This is a genomic window from Nocardia terpenica (genome assembly GCF_013186535.1).
Taxonomy (GTDB): Bacteria; Actinomycetota; Actinomycetes; order Mycobacteriales; family Mycobacteriaceae; genus Nocardia; species Nocardia terpenica.
This window is the reverse complement of the sequence record NZ_JABMCZ010000003.1, coordinates 1,322,827-1,341,083: the sequence shown is the minus strand read 5'-3', so window position 1 is coordinate 1,341,083 and position 18,257 is coordinate 1,322,827. Positions and strand designations below refer to the sequence as shown.

General features: G+C 69.8%; 15 protein-coding genes. 10 read left to right on the top strand and 5 right to left on the bottom strand.

Translation table 11 applies throughout. The features are described from left to right. Positions 1-3 precede the first annotated feature (3 nt). A complete protein-coding gene (locus HPY32_RS27765; protein WP_067584121.1) occupies positions 4-786 on the bottom strand; it encodes an SOS response-associated peptidase in 783 nt (260 codons plus the stop codon). A 142-nt stretch (positions 787-928) separates the two neighbouring features. Here HPY32_RS27765 and HPY32_RS27760 point away from each other — a divergent pair, with 142 nt between their 5' ends. The 3 genes from HPY32_RS27760 to rsgA all read left to right on the top strand — a co-directional run bounded on the left by HPY32_RS27760 (position 929) and on the right by rsgA (position 4,807). Continuing rightward, entirely contained in the window at positions 929-2,437 is a 1,509-nt protein-coding gene (locus tag HPY32_RS27760; RefSeq protein ID WP_067577174.1) for an aldehyde dehydrogenase family protein, read from the top strand. Positions 2,438-2,516: 79 nt separating this feature from the next. Beyond that, positions 2,517-3,809: a 3-phosphoshikimate 1-carboxyvinyltransferase gene (aroA, locus tag HPY32_RS27755; RefSeq protein WP_082871026.1), complete on the top strand. Its 1,293-nt coding sequence runs from the start codon at positions 2,517-2,519 to the stop codon at positions 3,807-3,809. Beyond that, on the top strand, positions 3,761-4,807 hold the full coding sequence (gene rsgA, locus HPY32_RS27750) for a ribosome small subunit-dependent GTPase A (protein ID WP_082870445.1): 1,047 nt from the start codon (positions 3,761-3,763) through the stop codon (positions 4,805-4,807). The genes aroA and rsgA overlap by 49 nt, the downstream gene beginning before the upstream one ends. A gap of 3 nt (positions 4,808-4,810) precedes the next feature. Here the strand turns inward: rsgA and HPY32_RS27745 are convergent, their stop codons facing one another. Beyond that, positions 4,811-5,971 (bottom strand): FAD-dependent oxidoreductase, encoded by a 1,161-nt coding sequence (locus HPY32_RS27745; RefSeq protein ID WP_067577171.1) that lies wholly within the window; start codon positions 5,969-5,971, stop codon positions 4,811-4,813. Between the two features lie 238 nt (positions 5,972-6,209). Between HPY32_RS27745 and HPY32_RS27740 the strand changes: the two genes are divergently transcribed. The 6 genes from HPY32_RS27740 (at position 6,210) to HPY32_RS27715 (ending at position 12,328) form a co-directional block, all read left to right on the top strand. Next, positions 6,210-7,541 (top strand): MFS transporter, encoded by a 1,332-nt coding sequence (locus HPY32_RS27740; protein ID WP_067577169.1) that lies wholly within the window; start codon positions 6,210-6,212, stop codon positions 7,539-7,541. A gap of 69 nt (positions 7,542-7,610) precedes the next feature. Next, positions 7,611-8,333, top strand: a complete 723-nt coding sequence (locus HPY32_RS27735; RefSeq protein WP_067577167.1) for a GntR family transcriptional regulator — start codon at positions 7,611-7,613, stop codon at positions 8,331-8,333. A 353-nt stretch (positions 8,334-8,686) separates the two neighbouring features. Next, positions 8,687-9,229, top strand: coding sequence for a thiamine pyrophosphate-binding protein (locus HPY32_RS27730; RefSeq protein ID WP_067577165.1), 543 nt, complete (start codon positions 8,687-8,689; stop codon positions 9,227-9,229). 2 nt (positions 9,230-9,231) lie between these two features. After that, the gene (locus HPY32_RS27725) at positions 9,232-9,828 is read left to right on the top strand and encodes a thiamine pyrophosphate-dependent enzyme (protein WP_067577163.1); all 597 of its coding nucleotides are present in this window, start codon (positions 9,232-9,234) and stop codon (positions 9,826-9,828) included. Next, on the top strand, positions 9,825-11,195 hold the full coding sequence (locus tag HPY32_RS27720) for an aldehyde dehydrogenase family protein (protein WP_067577161.1): 1,371 nt from the start codon (positions 9,825-9,827) through the stop codon (positions 11,193-11,195). Before HPY32_RS27725 ends, HPY32_RS27720 begins: the two co-directional genes overlap by 4 nt. Next, positions 11,192-12,328, top strand: a complete 1,137-nt coding sequence (locus HPY32_RS27715; RefSeq protein WP_067577159.1) for a mandelate racemase/muconate lactonizing enzyme family protein — start codon at positions 11,192-11,194, stop codon at positions 12,326-12,328. The genes HPY32_RS27720 and HPY32_RS27715 overlap by 4 nt, the downstream gene beginning before the upstream one ends. A 6-nt stretch (positions 12,329-12,334) precedes the next feature. Here the strand turns inward: HPY32_RS27715 and HPY32_RS27710 are convergent, their stop codons facing one another. From HPY32_RS27710 to HPY32_RS45800, 3 genes are all read right to left on the bottom strand, one after another. Beyond that, entirely contained in the window at positions 12,335-13,081 is a 747-nt protein-coding gene (locus HPY32_RS27710) for a hypothetical protein (RefSeq protein ID WP_171982997.1), read from the bottom strand. A 77-nt stretch (positions 13,082-13,158) separates the two neighbouring features. Beyond that, on the bottom strand, positions 13,159-16,008 hold the full coding sequence (secA, locus tag HPY32_RS27705; protein WP_067577155.1) for a preprotein translocase subunit SecA: 2,850 nt from the start codon (positions 16,006-16,008) through the stop codon (positions 13,159-13,161). Positions 16,009-16,134: 126 nt separating this feature from the next. Beyond that, entirely contained in the window at positions 16,135-16,668 is a 534-nt protein-coding gene (locus HPY32_RS45800) for an Rv3235 family protein (RefSeq protein WP_082870444.1), read from the bottom strand. A 172-nt stretch (positions 16,669-16,840) separates the two neighbouring features. On the opposite strand from HPY32_RS45800, the gene HPY32_RS27695 reads away from it, so the two are divergent. Continuing rightward, on the top strand, positions 16,841-18,253 hold the full coding sequence (locus tag HPY32_RS27695; RefSeq protein ID WP_067577154.1) for a WS/DGAT/MGAT family O-acyltransferase: 1,413 nt from the start codon (positions 16,841-16,843) through the stop codon (positions 18,251-18,253). Positions 18,254-18,257 lie beyond the last annotated feature (4 nt).

The window sequence follows — 18,257 nt, the reverse complement described above, 5'->3', positions numbered from 1 at the left end:
CGGTCAGAGCAGGCTGATCTGGCCCGCCTGCTCGGCGCTGCCCGCGTCGATATCGGCCAGTAGCTCGGGCCCGTTGTTGCGGACGCTGTTCACCAGCGCGGGCACCGGGCGCGCCACGATGCCGGAAACCGCTTCCGGCGCCGGGGTTTCCAGCAGCTCGAGCGGCGCCGGATGGTCCGGGTCCAGCCAGGCGGTCCAGTGTTCGCGCGGCATGGGCAGCGGCATGCGGTCGTGGATGCGGGTCAGGTCGCCGACCGCATCGGTGGTGAGGATGGTGCACGACAGCAGCGGATCCATATCGGGCCGGTCGCGGTCGCGCCAGACCGACCACAGGCCCGCCATGTACAGCCGGGAGCCGTCGGCACTGGACATGTAGAACGGCTGCTTGACCGCCTTGCCCTTGGCGGCCGGGTCGCCCTCGACCACCCACTCGTACCAGCCGTCCATCGGAACCAGGCAGCGGCGCTTCTTGACCGCGTCGCGGAAGGATGCCGTGGTGGCGGCCTTGTCGGCGCGGGCGTTGAACAGCGGCTTGCCCTTGACCGGGACGCCGGGCTCGGCGGCCTTGGTCCACACCGGGATCAGGCCCCAGCGCATGCGCCGGATGCGCAGCCGCGGATCGTCGTCCGGATGGTCGCGGTCGTGGCGCTCGACGACGGTCAGCACCCGGTTGGTGGGCGCGACGTTGTAGTTGGGACCGGCGGCGGAGTCGTCCGTCTCGTCGAGGGCGTCGAGGTCGGCCGCGAGGCGGCCCGGGTCGACGGTGGTCGCGTATCTCCCGCACATGGTGCCCATGCTGCCACCGGGCACCGACAGGGCCGTGGCCGAAACGTGGAGAACTTGGCCGAATTTCCAACTGACGGCGGCCGACTTCACATCTATGGTGTGAGAGCTTCGTGCCATAACTTTCTCACTAGGGGTCGCTGCGATGTCCACCACCGAGTCCACCGCCACCGCTCGAGAAACCACACTGACCTCGGTCGACCCGGCCACCGGCGCGGTCGTGGCCACGCATCCGATCGCCGACGAGGCCGCGGTGCGCGCGGCCGTCGCCCAGGCTCGTATCGCGGCCGCGACCTGGGGTGCGCTCGGCTACGCCGATCGCCGCCGCCATCTGCTGCGGTGGGGCAGCCGGCTGGTCGCCCGCGCCGACGAATTCTGCGAGCTCATCCACGCCGAGAACGGCAAGCCGCGCGACGACGCCTATCTCGAATTGACGCTGGCGCTCGAGCACATCCACTGGGCGGCGGTGAACGCGGAGAAGGTGCTGAAGCCGAAGAAGGTCTCCCCCGGCCTGCTGATGGCCAACTTCGCGGCCTACATCGAACAGCGACCGCTCGGCGTGATCGGCGTGATCGGGCCGTGGAACTACCCGGTCTACACGCCCAACGGTTCCATCGCCTACGCGCTGGCCGCCGGTAATGCGGTGGTGTTCAAGCCCAGCGAGTACTCCACCAGCATCGGCAACTACTTCGCCCGCGCGTTCGCGGAGGCCAATCCCGAACTGCCCGAGGGTGTTTTCGGCACGGTCAACGGTTACGGCGCGACCGGCGCGGCCCTGGTGCACGCGGGCGTGGACAAGATCGCGTTCACCGGCTCGACCGCGACCGGCAAGAAGATCATGGCCGCGGCCGCCGCGGACCTGACTCCGGTGCTGCTGGAATGCGGCGGTAAGGACGCGGTGATCGTGGCCGCCGACGCCGATATCGCCGCCGCCGCGGACGCGGTCGCGTTCGGCGCCACCATGAACGGTGGGCAGACCTGCGCGGGCGTGGAGCGGGTGTATGTCGACCGGTCCATTCGCGACGAGTTCATCGCCGAGGTGAAGCGGATCCTGTCCAGCGTGCGCCCCGGCTCCGACGCCAAGGCCGCCTACGGCCCGATGACCATGCCGAGCCAGATCGATGTCGTGCGCCGCCACATCGACAACGCGCTGAACAACGGCGGCACCGCGGTGCTGGGCGGGCCGGAATCGGTCAAGGCGCCCTACATCGAGCCGGTGGTGCTCCTCGACACCGACGAGAACTCCGAGGCCGTCCAGGAGGAGACCTTCGGCCCGACGGTCACCATCCGCACGGTGAGCGGCATCGACGAGGCGGTGGAGCTGGCCAACAACTCCCGCTACGCACTGGGTTCGACGGTGTTCTCGCGCAAGCAGGGCCTGGCCATCGCGCGCCGCCTGCGCGCCGGGCAGACCTCGGTCAACTCGGTGCTCGGCTTCGCCGCCATCTCGGCGCTGCCCTTCGGCGGCCTCGGCGACTCCGGCATCGGCCGCATCCACGGCGCCCCCGGGCTGCTGGAATTCACCTCGCCGCACTCGATCGCGGTGCAGCGCTTCGCGATCCCCGGCATGGCCCTGCTCAGCTACGCCCGGACCGAGCGCACCATGAACCTGCTCCGCAAGGTGGTCCCGCTGATCCACGGCCGCCACCGGTAGCCCACCCGAAACATGGCGGTCCGGTGAGAAGTTCGTGGGCTGGCGCATACGGGATCGTCCGATAGGCGAAGATGGGGTGGTGAGTTTCTGGCCCGCGCCCCATACCGACCACCCCGTGCATGCGACCGTGACCCTGCCCGGGTCGAAGTCGATCACCAACCGGGCACTGATCCTGGCCGCGCTGGCCGATCGGCCCTCCACCATCACCGGTGCGTTGCGCAGTCGCGATACCAATCTCATGATCTCGGCGCTGCGCGCGATGGGCACCGAAATCACCGGTGACGCCGACACTCTCGCCGTCACCCCGGCCGCCACGCTGCGCGGCGCCGAGGTGGACTGCGGGCTGGCCGGAACCGTCATGCGGTTCCTGCCGTCGGTCGCCGCGCTGGCCCGCGGCGACGTCGCCTTCTCCGGCGACGACCAGGCCCGGCTGCGCCCGCTGCACACCATCCTGGACGCGCTGCGCCGCCTCGGCGTCGACATCGACGGCGACGCGCTGCCGTTCGTGGTGCACGGCGCGGGCGCGCTGCGCGGCGGCGAGGTCACCATCGATGCGTCCGGTTCCTCGCAGTTCGTGTCCGGTCTGCTGCTGTCGGCGGCCCGGTTCGAGCGGGGCGTCACCGTGCGGCACGAGGGCGAGCCGCTGCCGTCCATGCCGCACATCGAGATGACCGTGCAGATGCTGCGCCAGGCCGACGTGCGGGTCGAGGCGCCGACCGATCCGCGCAAGGAGCAGGTGTGGACGGTCGCGCCCGGCACCGTGCACGCCGTGGACTGGGAGGTCGAGCCGGACCTGTCCAATGCCACACCGTTCCTGGCCGCGGCCGCGGTCACCGGCGGTGAGATGGTCATCCCGCACTGGCCGCAGCTGACCACCCAGCCCGGCGACGTGATCCGCGAGATCCTGGTGCGGATGGGCGCGGAGGTCCGCCGCTTCGACGGCAAACTGACGGTGCACGGGCCGGATCGGCTGGCGGGTATCGATATCGACCTGCACGACGTCGGCGAGCTCGCCCCGACCGTGGCGGCCCTGGCCGCGCTGGCCGATTCCCCGTCGCGGCTGCGTGGCATCGCGCACCTGCGCGGTCACGAGACCGACCGGTTGGCGGCGTTGTCCACCGAGATCAACCGGCTGGGCGGCAAGGTCACCGAGACCGAGGACGGCCTGGACATCGTGCCCGCCCCGCTGCACGGCGGCCCGTGGCATTCCTACGCCGACCACCGCATGGCCACCGCGGGCGCCATTCTCGGGCTGCGCGTCCCGGGCGTGCGGATCGAGGACATCGGCACCACCGCCAAGACGCTGCCCGACTTCGTCGCCCTGTGGGAGGCGATGCTGCACGACTCCGGCGCGGCAGGGGCGCCGCGCTGAGGCGGCGGGAGTACGACGAGTCCGATGTCCGGGTCCGTCCGGGCAGAGGCTCGCGGCCCCGCACCAAGACCCGCCCCGAACACCGGGACGCGGTGACCGCCATGGTCACCGCCGTCGACCGGGGGCGCTGGAGTTGCGTGCTCGACGGCGATCCGGATCGGCCGCTGGTCGCCATGCGCGCCCGCGAGCTGGGCCGCACCCCGATCGTGGTCGGCGATCAGGTGGACGTGGTGGGCGATCTGACCGGCAGGCCCGACACCCTGGCCCGCATCGTGCGGGTGGCCGATCGCCGAACCGTGTTGCGCCGCACGGCCGATGACACCGATCCGTTCGAGCGGGTGGTGGTCGCCAATGCCGAGCGGTTGTTCATCGTGGTGGCGCTGGCCGATCCGCCGCCGCGCACCGGATTCGTGGAGCGCGCCATGGTCGCCGCGTATGCCGGTGGGCTGCAACCGATTCTGTGCCTGACCAAACACGATCTGGCCGCCGAGTCCGATTTCGCCGCGGAATTCCGGGATCTGGATCTCACCATCGTCTATGGCGGCCGCGACGACACTCTGGAGCCGATCCGGGATCTGTTGCGGGACAAGCTGACCTGCCTGCTCGGCCACTCCGGGGTCGGCAAGTCGACGCTGGTGAACCGGCTGGTGCCGGATGCGGAGCGGGCCGTCGGCGAGGTCTCCGGCGTCGGCAAGGGGCGGCACACCTCGACCCAGTCGATGGCGCTGCCGCTGCCGGACGGCGGCTGGGTGATCGACACCCCCGGTATCCGCTCCTTCGGGCTCGCGCACATCACCCCGGACGATGTCATTCTCGCCTTCGCCGATCTGGCCGACGCCATCGAGGACTGCCCGCGCGGCTGCACCCACCTCGGCCCGCCCGCCGATCCGGAGTGCGCCCTGGATCTGTTGCCGGGCAAGGAGCGTCGCGTCGCCGCGATCCGCCACCTGCTCGTCGCGGTGAACTCCAACGATCCCTGGCTGCTCGGCCACGACTGAGGCTCAGTCGGCCCCGGCGTTCAGGGCCAGATCGTTCAGGCGGCGGCGCACCTCGTCGACGAGCATCGGCTCGTCGTTCGGGGCGGCGAGCATGCGTGCGCACTCCTGCGCCGCTGCGGTCGAGCGGGGCAGCATGGCGCGCTCGTAGGCGCGCACGGCCGCGTCGAGTTCGGTGTGCTCCGCGATCGCGCCCCCGAGTTCGGCCCCGTCGTACAGCGCGAGGTTGGCGCCGATTCCGAAGGGCGGCATGAGATGTGCGGCGTCGCCGAGCAGCGTGACGCCCGGAATGTGCTGCCAGGCATGGCCGACCGGCAGGGTGTACAGCGGCCGGTTCACGAAAGGCGCGTCGCCGCACCGGATCAGCGCGCGCAGGGTGTCGTGCCAGCCGTCGAGCCGGGCCAGCAGGTGGGTGCGGACGGCCTCGGTGTCGTCGAGGTCCACACCGGCCGCGACGTACCAGTCCGGTGCGTCCTCGAGCGTGACATAGATGTGCAGGCGGCCGCCGCTGTTGCGCTGCACGAAGATCTGCGTCCCCGCGCCCTCCGCGACCATCGTGCCGTGGCCGACGAAACGGGCGAGTTCGGGTTCGCGGCGGTCGGCGTCGTCGATCCGGGTCTCGATGTAGGTCGTGCCCAGGTAGGTGGGCATCGCGTCGGAGAGGGCGGGGCGGACGCGGGAGCGCGCGCCGTCCGCGCCGACGATCAGATCGGCGTCGATGCTGCCGCCGTCGGCGAAACGCAGGCGGGCCGTGCCGTCGGCGCGCGGCGCGACGGTCGCGGCGGCCCTGCCCCAGACCACGGTGTCCGCGGCCACGGAATCCAGGAGCAGCGTGCGGAGTTGGGCGCGGTCGATCTCCGGCGCGAAGCCCTCGCCCTCGGGGCACTGCTCGGACAGCACGGCCGCGGTGATCGGGTCGACCGCGACCATGCGCTCGTCCTCGGGGCGGGCCAGGGCGCGGAATCGGTCGTACAGCCCGCAGGCGCGCATGGCGGCCTGGCCGGTGTCGCCGTGCAGGTCGAGCGTGCCGCCCTGGCCGCGGGCGCGCGGCGAGGTCTCGCGTTCGTAGACGGTGGCTTCGATGCCGTGCAGCCGGAGGGCGCGGGCACAGGCCAGACCGCCCAGACCTGCGCCGACGATGGCGATGCGGGGGTGTGCGGAGTTCATGTCGATGTCCTCTCGAAAACCGGTGACACGGAGGGGGATTCAGGTGTCGAACATCAGGAAACCATAGTCGGTTAAAAACTTCAATCATTAAAATTTCTGATCCGATGAATCGGCTCCGAGCGGATTCGAATCCACCGAATGCCTTGTGGGCCCCATCACAGATAAGTAGCATGCCACTTATTCTTTAAAGCATGTCACCAAGAGCTGTGGCATGCCGTTAGTTCCGCGTGGAGGAAAGATGGACGGTGTAGTCCCCCGGTCCGACGATCGGCTGCGAGCGCGTGCGCTCCGCAAGATCACCCTGCGGGTGGTGCCGCTGCTGATGGTCGGCTACGTCGTCAGCTATGTGGACCGGATCAATGTCGGCTTCGCCAAGTTCGGGATGGACAAGACGTTCGGCCTGAGCGCCACCCAGTACGGGTTCGTCGCCGGAATCTTCTTCGTCGGCTACATTCTCGCCGAGGTGCCCAGCAATATCGTCATGTCCAGGGTGGGCGCGCGGCTGTGGCTGAGCCGAATCCTGGTGACCTGGGGGCTGATCGCCGCCGCGACGGCCTTCGCGCCGAACTTCGCGACGGTGTGCGCGCTGCGGTTTCTGCTCGGCGTCGCCGAGGCCGGATTCTTCCCGGGCATCATCGTGTACCTCACCCGCTGGTATCCGAATGCCGAACGCACGCGGGTGATTTCGACGGTGATGGTGGCGATTCCGGTGGCCAGCGTGATCGGCGGCCCGCTCAACGGCTGGATTCTGGACACCCTCGACGGCGCATGGGGGCTGTCGGGCTGGCGCTGGGTGTTCATCGTGGGCGGGGTTCCGGCGATCGTGCTCGGGGTGGCGTTCTTCCTCGCCCTGACCGAGACGCCCGCGCACGCGCGCTGGCTCACCGATTCCGAAAAGGCTTGGCTCACCGAGACATTGGCGGCCGAACACGCCGAACGCGCGGCCGCCGCACCCGCCGGGCACCTGGCCGCGCTGCGCAGCGGGAAGGTGATCGCGTTGTGTGCGGCCTATTTTCTGCTGCTGTGCGGGGCGTATCCGCTGACGTACTGGATGCCCTCGGTGATAGAGAAGGCCGGTCACGGGCTGAGCGGCATCCAGGTGGGCTGGCTGTCGGCGGTGCCGTTCCTGGCGGCCGCGATCTGCATGTACGGCACCGGGCGGCTGGTGCGCGACGAGCGCTCGGCGCGGCCGGTGCTGATCGCGCTCGCCGTCTCGGTGGCGGCGTTCGCGATCACTGCGGTCCGGCTCGACGCTCCGGCGGTGGCTTTCGTGACGATCACCGTGGCGACCATGGCGGCGCAGACCGCGAAGCCGCTGTTCTGGAGCGTGCCGACCGGGTATCTGGCCGGGGCGGGCGCGGCCAGCGGGATCGCGCTGATCAATTCGCTGGGCAATGCGGCCGGATTCGTCAGTCCCTATGCCTTCGGCTGGATTCAGGACGCCACCGGCGGCGATACCGGACCGGCGATGAGCGTGATGATCTTCGCCAATGTGGCGGCGTTCGGGGTGCTGGCCGTGCTGGCATCCGGCGTGGGGTGTGGGGCCACACCTGGTGAGCGACTACGCTGAACACTCGCCCGGGGCACCCGGCCGTGGGCGGGTCACCATTTGCTCGTCGGGTTTCCACGAAGAGGTCTCGTGTCGCAGGATGTGCCAGCAGACAGCAAGTCCGAGCAGATCGCCGAGGATATTCGCGACGCGATCCGGCAGGGACGGCTCGAGCGCGGCGTGCTGTACTCCTCGCGCGAGCTCGGCGAAATGTTCGGCGCCTCGCGGACTCCCGTGCGCGAGGCCCTGCTGAAGCTGGCCGATCTGGGCCTGGTGCGCATCGAACGCAATCGCGGCGCCCGGGTGGTCGGCCAGGACGGGCGCGGCATCGTGGACCTGTGCAGCCTGCGGGTGCTGCTGGAGCCGCCCGCCTGCCGCAGCGCCGCGGCGGTGATGACCAGCCGCGACGACGAGGCGATGCTGGCCGAGTACCGGATCATGGAGCGGCTCGCCGACGGCGGCCCGGAATACTTCGCCGCCGACGAGCGGCTGCACGAGCTCATCCTCGCCGCCAGCGGTAATCGCCGACTGGCCAAGTTCGTTCGCGAGCTGCGCCAGACGCTGACCCTCGACGGCCGCCACAGCGTCCCGCGCTACCAGCCGGTGGAAACCGCCCTGCGCGACCACCGCGACATCATCGACGCCCTGCGCAAACGCGACGGCCTCGCCGCCGAACGCGCCATGCGCCTGCACCTGGTCCGCTCCGGCGACCTCCTCGTCGCCCACAGCAGCGACAACGACCGCGGCCTGGTCGCCGAATGGCGGCGCTGGGTGTCGGTCTCGGTGCCCGAGGGCGAGCAGATCACTTACTGATCCCGGCCAAAAGCATGCCGGGATGACAGAAATCGGCATGCCGGGATGACGGAAATTGGCATGCCGGGATAAGAAGGCCCAACGCCCCTGGCCCCCTCTCAGTCACCCGCCCTCCCCCATGATCCCGGCTGCGCCCACAGTCGATCCCGGCATGCTTGCCCATAGTCGATCCCGGCACACTCGTTCACAGTCGATCCCGGCATGCTTGTTCATAGTCGATCCCGGCATGCTCGTTCACAGTCGATCCCGGCGTGCTTTTGGCCGGGATCTAGTTGCATGCCACTCATAATAACTAGTATGTTTCCAAGCATTGGTGAGCTGCCACCAGGTGGCTGATCCGGAAAGGACATGCTGTGGACCTCACTTCGTACGCATCGGCGGTGGCCCGGGGGATATGGGCGGCGCGGGTCGATCTGGTCGGGTATGTGCCCTCGGTCAGTGTCGCGCCGGTCATCTCCGCTCTGGTCGAGTCCAGTGGCGGGGCGGACGGGCGGTCGGAGACCGTGTTCGCGCTGTCGCGGGAGGAGGAGGCCGCGGGGGTGCTCGGGGCGTTGCCGCTGGCCGGGCGGTTCGGGGCGATCGTCATGCAGGACAACGGGTTCGGGAATGCGCTGACGGCGCTGACCACGTTCAACCTGGCCTACCACCTGCCGCTGCTGATCGTCGCGAACACCCGCGGCGGCCTCGGCGAGTACAACTCGATGATCCACACGTTCAGCCAGCACGTGCCGGGCCTGCTGTCGCGGCTCGGCCTGCCGGTCTTCGAGATCGACCGGCGCAGTGCGGCTTCGGACTGGGAGGCGGTGGTCACCGAGGCCGGTGCGCACGCGCGCATGACCTACCGGCCCGCGGTCGTGCTGGCGCACTTCTGGAATACCGACGGAAAGGCGGCCTGATCGTGCGGCGCATCGATGCCCTGCGGGTGCTCGCCGAACACACCGAGACGCTGCCGGTGGTGGTGACCTGCGCGGCCTCCAGCCGGGAACTCGCCGCCGTCGCCGACCGGCCCAACCACCTGTACCTGCTCGATTCCATGGGCCTGGCCGGTTCGGTCGGCACCGGGCTCGCGCTGGCCGTCGCGGATTCCGCGGTGCCGAAGGTGGTCACCGTCGAGGGCGACGGCTCGCTGCTGATGAACCCGAATGTCCTTCCCACGGCGGGCTTTCTGCGCCCGGACAAGCTGGTGCTGGTGCTGCTGGACAATGCCGTCTACGGGGCCACCGCCGACCTGCCGACCTACGCCGACCGCATCGACCTGGGGCGGCTGGCCGAGGCGGCGGGGTGGACGGTCCGCCGCGCCGCGAACGCGGACGACTTGCGCACCGGCCTGGCGGAGGTCCTGGCGCTGCCCGGGCCGACGCTGCTGCATGTGCGCCTGGCGGCGGGCAATGCGCCGAATGTGCCCAAGCTGCTGGCGGATCCGGTGGTGCTGGGGCGTCGCTTCCAGGACTGGCTGGCCGCCCGCATCGCCACCCCCGCGGAGGTGCGGCCGTGATCACCACCGTCGACCCGGCGAACGGAAAGCCGCTCGCCACTTACCCTTTCACCACCGAGGACGAACTGGCGGCACGGCTTCGAGACGCCGCCTCCACCTCGCGCGTGGATGACATCGACACGCGCGCAGCACAATTCCGCCAGCTCGCCGATCTGCTCCGCGCACAGCGGCAGGACCTGGCCGCGCTCGTCACCGCAGAGATGGGCAAACCGATCGGCCAGGCCCACGCGGAGATCGACAAGTGCGCCTTCGCCTGCGACCACTACGCCGATCGCCTGCCGGACCTGTTGACACCGCAGCGGGTCGACGTGGCGCCCGATACCGCCCTGGTCCGATTGCGCCCGCTGGGCGTGCTTCTCGCGATCATGCCGTGGAATTACCCGTTCTGGCAGGTGATCCGGTCGATGGTGCCCGCGATCGCGGTCGGGAACACGGTGCTGCTCAAGCACGCCGACACCGTCTCCGGCAGCGCGCGGGCGGTGCAGCGGCTGTTCGACGCCGCCTTCGGCCCCGGCACGCTGACCAGCGTGCTGCTGCCGCCGGATCGGATCGGGCCGCTCATCGACGATCCCGCCGTCGCCGGGGTCGCCTTCACCGGCAGCAACCGGGTGGGCGCGCTGGTGGCCGAGCGCGCCGGGCGGGCCGTCAAGAAGACGGTGCTCGAACTGGGCGGATCCGATCCGTTCGTGGTGCTGGCCGATGCCGACATCCCCGCGGCGGCCGCCGCGGCGGTGCGGTCGCGCTTCCTCAATACCGGGCAGAGCTGCATCGCGGCCAAGCGAATCATCGTGGAGCGCACCGTCTTCGACGATTTCGTGGACGCGATGACGGTCGAGCTCGACGGCCTGGTCTACGGCGAACCGGCCGAGCCCGGCACCGATATCGGCCCGATGGCCCGCATCGATCTGCGCGACGAGCTACGGCGGCAACTGGATCGGACGCTGGCCGACGGCGCGCGCCTGCTGTTCGGCGGGGCCGCCGACGAGCGGCCCGGGGCCTGGTTCCCGCCGACCCTGATCCGGGTACCCGACCCGAATTGTGTTGCGTTCCAAGAGGAGACGTTCGGGCCGCTGGGCGCGGTGCTGCCGGTGGACTCCGTGGACGCCGCCGTCGCGGCCGCGAACGCCTCCGTCTACGGCCTGAGCTGTTCGATCTGGGGCCGCGACCCGGAGCGGCTGGGATCTGTGGCCGACCGGGTCGCCGCCGGATCGGTCTTCGTCAACCGGATCTCCGAATCCGATCCCCGGCTGCCGGTCGGCGGGGTCAAGGCCAGCGGGCACGGCCGCGAACTCGGCGCCTACGGGGCCGTGGAGTTCGCCAATATCCAGGCGGTGCGCACCGCCGAAACCCCGAGGAGCACCCGATGACGATCGCCCGAATCGACACCCGCGTGGTGAGCGTTCCGGTGGCCAAGGCGACCCGAATGTCCAACCGCGACTTGAACTCCCGGCATTACCTGCTGGTCGAGATCACCGACGACACCGGCGTCACGGGCATCGGCTACACCTACGCCGGGACCGCGGGCGGCCCGCTCACCCGGCGCGCGGTCGACGATCTGCTCGCACCGGTGTACCTCGGCGGCGATCACGACGACGTGGTGGGACTGTGGGGGCGGGCCTATCAGGAGGCGCTGCTGGAGGGACGGCGCGGGACGGTGGTGCGCGCGCTGTCGGCGATCGATATCGCGCTGTGGGATCTGCGGGCCAAGCGCGCCGGGCTGCCGCTGGTGCGCCTGCTGGGCGGCGCGACGACCGAGCTGCCCGCCTACGCCTCCGGCGGCTACTACCGGCCCGACGAGGGCGAATGGACCGCCGCGGTGGTCCGGGAGATCGAATTCAATGCGTCCCAGGGGTTCACCGATCACAAGATCAAGGTGGGCGGCCTGTCCGTGGCCGAGGACGCCCGCCGGGTGGCCGCCGCGGTGCGGGCGGTCGGCGACACCGGACGGCTCGCGCTGGACGCCAACAATGCCTACCGCAGCGTGCGGGAGGCCCGCGAGGCGATCGAGACCTTCGAGCGCGCGGCCGGGGACACGCCCCTGTGGTGGTTCGAGGAACCGCTGTCCCCCGAGGCGATCTCGGGCCACGCCGAGCTGGCCCGGCGGATCCGCACCCCCGTCGCCACCGGCGAGATCCACCAGACCCGGTGGGAATTCCGGGAACTCATCGAATCCGGCGCGGCCGCGATCCTGCAGACCGACGCGGGCGTGTGCGGTGGCGTGACCGAATGGCTGCGCATCGCGCACACCGCCGATTCCTTCGGGCTGCAGATGGCGCCGCACTGGCATCACAACCTGCACGCGCACCTGTGCGGGGCGGTGTCGAACACGCTGGTGGTCGAGTATTTCGCGAGGGAGAAGGGCATCTACAACTTCGAGCAGCTGCTGACGCCGGAAACTCGGCTGTCCTATGGCGCCAATCGCGTCGCGATCGGGGACCGGCCGGGACTGGGTATCGAGCTCGACGCCGAGATGGTCACGAAATACGAACTGGGCGAATAGGTTTCGCTACTTCCGCAGGGTGGCCAGGGTGGCGGTCACCGACTGCCGCAGGGCGTCGGTGATCTCCTGCCGCGACACGGTGGATCCGGACAGCCCGAAGCCGTACCAGTCCTGGTACATGGTCATCCACCCCTCGCGCACATTGAGACTGACGTCGAAGTCGGAGCCCGAGGTGTACCGGATGTCGTAGTACGCCTCGTCGCCCAGGCCGCTCACCCGCTGCACCTGGGTGGGACCGGCGTCGGTGTCGTTCGAGGCGGCGGTGTCCGCGTCGGCCGCGAATTCCGGTGCCGGATCGGTCTTCTTGTGCAGCGTCACGCTGGTGTAAAGATTCGTATTGTCGTAGCGGTCGGTCGAGACCGCCGGTTTCAGCTTGCTGGAACAGCCCATCAGATCCCGCACGGGGTGCTGAGATCCGTGATGGGTGTCGTCGCTCGGCGAATGGGAGAAATGCACCGACGTGAACGGCGAAATATCCAGCGCCGAGCACAGATCGTCGATGTAGTGGTACCCGCGCAGATCCGGCGACGCCGCCCCGCTCCCACCGAAACCGCCCGTCGCCACCACCGCCGCACCCCACACCACCGACGCGACCACGACACCACCGAGCCCCCACAGCCAGCCCCGACCACCCCGCCGCCCGATCGCGGGCAGCGGCCCGTAACCCCCGACCCCCATCGGCGCCTGCCCGGAGAACTGCGGCGGCGGCTGCGCCCCGACCCCGTGCCCCCATGGGTCCCCCGGTTCACTCATATCGCGAACCTACCACCGGAGGACTCACCCGACAGGCCCGAATCGGCAGGACACCTAGTCGGTGCTTCCAGTCGAAACTACTTGTGCCGCTTGGACTTCGGGGCGCGGGACTGGCGGGATTCGGCGCGGGCGGCCTCGCGGCGCTCGCGGCGGGTGCGGCCGTCGTCGGTGCTGTGGCGGCCGCCGTACTCCTCGTCGTCGGAGTGGACGGCGCGGTGGCCGCCCTCGTCCGGGCCCGAGTAGCTCAGGCCGCGCGGGCCGGAGTTGTCGATGCCCTTGGCGCGCAGGGGCGCCGGGGCGGCCGCGCCGTTGGTCGGGAGTTCGTCGGTCGGCGGCCCGGAGGGGTCGGCCATGGCGCCGACCGGCGAGCGCAGGCCCGGATCGACCGCGACGCCCGGCGCGGGCGCCTGCTGCACCTCGACCTGCAGGTTGAACAGGAAGCCGACCGACTCCTCCTTCAGGCCCTCGAGCATGGCCGCGAACATGTCGAAACCCTCGCGCTGGTACTCCACCAGCGGATCGCGCTGCGCCATGGCGCGCAGGCCGATGCCCTCCTTGAGGTAGTCCATCTCGTAGAGGTGCTCGCGCCACTTGCGGTCCAGCACCGACAGCAGCACCTGGCGCTCCAGGTTGCGCATGCTGCCCGCGCCGGCCAGCTCGTCGATCTCCTTCTCGCGGCGCTCGTATGCCTGGTGGGCGTCGTCGAGCACGGCGTCGAGCAGCTCCTCGCGGCTCAGGTCGCCGATCTCGCCGGACTCGTTCTCGCCGGTCAGATCCTTGTAGTCGATGCCGACCGGGTACAGCGTCTTCAGCGCGGTCCAGAGCTTGTCCAGGTCCCAGTCCTCCACGTAGCCCTCGGCGGTGGCGCCGTTGACGTACGCGGTGACCACGGCGGTGATCATTTCCTGAACCTGGCCCTCCATGTCCTCGCCGGACAGGATGCGCTGGCGCTCCGCGTAGATGACGGTGCGCTGCTGGTTCATCACCTCGTCGTACTTCAGAACGTTCTTGCGGATTTCGAAGTTCTGCTGTTCGACCTGGGTCTGGGCGCTCTTGATGGCGCGCGAGACCATCTTGGCCTCGATCGGCACGTCGTCGGGCAGGTTGAGCCGGGTCATGATCGACTCCAGCGCGGCGCCGTTGAAGCGCCGCATCAGCTCGTCGCCCAGCGACAGGTAGAACCGCGACTCGCCCGGGTCGCCCTGGCGGCCGGAGCGACCGCGCAGCTGGTTGTCGATGCGCCGCGACTCGTGCCGCTCGGTGCCCAGCACATACAGGCCGCCCGCCTCGCGCACCTTGTCGGCGTCCTCGTCGACCTGCTGCTTGACCTGCTCGAGGGCGGGCAGCCAGTGCGCCTGGTACTCGTCCGGGGTCTCCACCGGGTCCAGGCCCTGACGGCGCAGCAGGATGTCGGCGATGATGTCGGGGTTGCCGCCGAGCACGATGTCGGTACCGCGACCGGCCATATTCGTCGCCACCGTGACCGCGCCCGGGCGGCCCGCCTCGGCGATGATCTCGGCTTCCTTCTCGTGGAACTTGGCATTGAGCACGTTGTGCGGAATGCCGCGCTTGGTGAGCAGCTTCGACAAATACTCCGAGCGCTCCACCGAGGTGGTGCCGATCAGCACCGGCTGGCCCTTCTCGTGGCGCTCGGTGATGTCGTCGGCGACCGCGGCGAACTTCGCCTCCTCGGTCTTGTAGATCAGATCGGACTGGTCGTCGCGGATCATCGGCTTGTTGGTCGGGATGGGCACCACGCCCAGGCCGTAGATCGAGTGCAGCTCGGCCGCCTCGGTCTCGGCGGTGCCGGTCATGCCGGACAGCTTGTCGTAGAGGCGGAAGTAGTTCTGCAGCGTGATGGTGGCCAGCGTCTGGTTCTCCGGCTGGATCTCCACGCCCTCCTTGGCCTCGATGGCCTGGTGCATGCCCTCGTTGTAGCGGCGGCCCACCAGGATTCGGCCGGTGAACTCGTCGACGATGATCACTTCGCCGTTGCGGACGATGTAGTCCTTGTCGCGGACGTAGAGTTCCTTGGCCTTGACGGCATTGTTCAGGTAGCTGACCAGCGGCGAATTCGCGGCCTCGTAGAGGTTGTCGATGCCCAGCTGATCCTCGACCAATTCGACACCGGCCTCGTGCACGCCGATGGTGCGCTTCTTGATGTCGACCTCGTAGTGCACGTCCTTCTTCAACAGCGGTGCGATGCGCGCGAATTCGGCGTACCACTTCGAGGAGGCGTCGGCCGGGCCCGAGATGATCAGCGGGGTGCGGGCCTCGTCGATGAGGATGGAGTCGACCTCGTCGACCACGGCGAAGTTGTGCCCGCGCTGGACCAGATCCTCCAGCGAGTGGGTCATGTTGTCGCGCAGGTAGTCGAAGCCGAACTCGTTGTTGGTGCCGTAGGTGATGTCGGCGCCGTAGGCGGTCCGGCGCTCGGCCGGGCTCATGCCGGACAGGATGACACCGACGTCCAGGCCGAGGAAGCGGTGCACGCGGCCCATCCACTCCGCGTCGCGCTTGGCCAGGTAGTCGTTGACGGTGACGACGTGCACGCCCTCGCCGGACAGGGCGTTGAGATAGGCGGGCAGCACACAGGTCAGGGTCTTGCCCTCACCGGTCTTCATCTCGGCGATATTGCCGATGTGCAGGGCCGCCCCACCCATGACCTGAACCTTGTAGTGCTTCTGGTTGAGCACCCGCCACGATGCCTCGCGGGCGGTGGCGAACGCCTCCAACAGCAGCTCGTCCAGGGACTCGCCGTCGGCGAAGCGCTCGCGGAACTCGACGGTCTTGGCCCGCAGTTCGGCGTCGGTGAGATCGGCGTACTCGTCTTCCAGGGCGAGGACCTCGTCGGCCAGGCGCGCGAGCCGCTTGACCACGCGGCCCTCACCAAAACGTAGCAACCTCGTCAGTGTCAGAGCAGGCACGGGTCTCGTCAGTCCTCTGGTCGATGTTGAAGGTCTTCACACCCCGGTGGGGTAGGTCCGGTGTGGGCGCGGCGCGCCGCAAGGTTCATGGTAATGCGGCCCCCATGGTAGGCGCCGGGCGCTTGCTCACCGCAGTCGCAGGGCCGCCAGCCGCCAGCCGCCGCGCCAGGCCACGATCCGGGCGGCCATCGCGAAATGCCGGTCGCCGCGATCGTAGCCGCCGCACACCTCGACCGCCGCCGAGGTCACGAAAGTCGCCCGGACCGAGACCAGTACCGCCGGGCCCAGGTGGCGGCCGCCGCCGGTGCGCAGCAGGGTCTCGACCGCGGCCACCACGGTAGGGGTCGCGAGCGGGCGCAACTGCGTCACCGGGCGGCGCCCGTCCAGCACCTCGAGCACCGCGCGCATCGACCGCTCGGCGAAACGCGTTGCCGCCGAAGCCGTTTCGTCCGGGGTGCCGGACGACGCGGAGCGCCCGTCGTGCGGTGACCGGCGGGCGGCGGCGTACTCTCGCACCGCCGCGCGCGGTGCGGTGCGGCGGCGGCAGGGCGGCGGCGGACCCGGTTCCGCCGGTGCACCGGCGGCCAGCGGCGGCTCGAAACCCGGTGCGCGCGACAGCGACCCACGGCGGTCGGCGCGATGTTCCCGTCGAGTCGGCACGGCACTCCCCCTTGACAATCGACTCCCCTCGGCACGAAGCGGCCCCAGCATCGCACGGAAGCCGCTGCGAGCGCGGAATTTCCATCGGTAGGGCGAAAAGCGCCACACCCCGACGCCGAATCGCGTGCCTGACGTGACAATGGAGCGGGTATCGGAAGGAGCACCGGGCAGCGTGATCACGAGACTGACGCCGCAGGACGCGTCGTTCCATCGGCTCGAGTCGAGCAGCAATCCGATGCACATCGGCTCCCTCGCGATCGTGCGCGGCACCTCGCCCGGGCAGCCGCCGCTGGACTACGACCGGCTGGTGGACCTGGTGTCGGGCCGCCTGCCGCTGGTGCCGCGGTATCGCCGCAAGGTGCGCGAGATCCCGTTCGCGCTGGGGCGTCCGGTATGGGTGGAGGACAACCGTTTCGACGTCGGCTATCACGTGCGCCGCTCGGCGCTGCCCACGCCCGGCACCGACGAGCAGCTGCACGACCTGGTGGCCCGGCTGGCCTCGCGCCCCCTCGACCACACCCGGCCGCTGTGGGAGATGTATCTGATCGAGGGCCTGTCGGAGAATCGCCTGGCGATCTTCACCAAGACGCACACCGCGCTGGTCGACGGCAGCACCGCGCTCGAGATCGGGCACGTGATCCTGGACGCCGGGCCGTGGCCGCGCGAGGTCGCCGACGACGCCTGGTCCGCCCGCCGCGAACCCGGCGAGATCGAGCTGCTGGCCATGGCGCTGTTCGAGCTGGCCGCCCAGCCCGGCGAGGCGCTCGAGGTGGTGCGGCACGCGAGCGCGAACGCCAACGCGCTCGTGTCGACCGCCGCCAAGGCGGTGGACCGGGTGGTGTCGATGGTGCGCACCGCCGCGCTCGGCACGCCCGACAGCCCGTTCAACACCCCGACCTCCCGCAATCGCCGATTCGACGTGGTGCGGACCGAACTGGAGGACTACCGCCGGATCCGGCGGCGGTTCGACTGCTCGATCAACGACGTGATCCTGGCCGTGGTGACCGGCGCGCTGCGCATCTTCCTGCAGTCGCGCGGCGAGGTGCTCACCGAGTCGGCGGTGCTGCGCGCGGTGGTGCCGATGTCGGTGTATGTCGAAGGGCCGCACGGGGATCGGCTGAAACCGGCCAGCGAGGTGTCCTCGTTCCTGGTCGATCTGCCGGTGGGCGAGCCGAATCCGGTGATGCGGCTGTCGCACATCGCGCACGCCACCGAGGCGCACGCCCGGCACCGCCGCGGCGTGCGCGCCCGCACCCTGGTGCACATGGCCGGGTTCGCCCCGGCGAGCCTGCATGCGATGAGCGTGCGGGCAGCGAGTACCTTCGCAGAGCACACGTTCAATCTGGTGATCACCAACGCGCCGGGTCCGCAGCAGCCGATGTACATCGGCGGCGCGCGGATGCTGGAGATGTATCCGGTGTCGCCACTGCTGCGCAACCAGGCCACGAGTATCGGAATCACGTCCTACGACGGACATGTGTTCTACGGTCTCAACGCCGATCGCGATGCGATGGCCGATATCGGTGTGCTGTCCGCGGCGGTGCGCGAATCCATGGAGGAGATGCTCGGTGCCTGCGTCGAGTGAGGGA

Bases quoted from the DNA above. Each gene is read 5' to 3' on its own strand.
- HPY32_RS27765 (WP_067584121.1), bottom strand. From the start codon at position 786: ATGTGCGGGAGATACGCGACCACCGTCGACCCGGGCCGCCTCGCGGCC.
- HPY32_RS27760 (WP_067577174.1), top strand. From the start codon at position 929: ATGTCCACCACCGAGTCCACCGCCACCGCTCGAGAAACCACACTGACC.
- HPY32_RS27745 (WP_067577171.1), bottom strand. From the start codon at position 5,971: ATGAACTCCGCACACCCCCGCATCGCCATCGTCGGCGCAGGTCTGGGC.
- HPY32_RS27740 (WP_067577169.1), top strand. From the start codon at position 6,210: ATGGACGGTGTAGTCCCCCGGTCCGACGATCGGCTGCGAGCGCGTGCG.
- HPY32_RS27715 (WP_067577159.1), top strand. From the start codon at position 11,192: ATGACGATCGCCCGAATCGACACCCGCGTGGTGAGCGTTCCGGTGGCC.
- HPY32_RS27710 (WP_171982997.1), bottom strand. From the start codon at position 13,081: ATGAGTGAACCGGGGGACCCATGGGGGCACGGGGTCGGGGCGCAGCCG.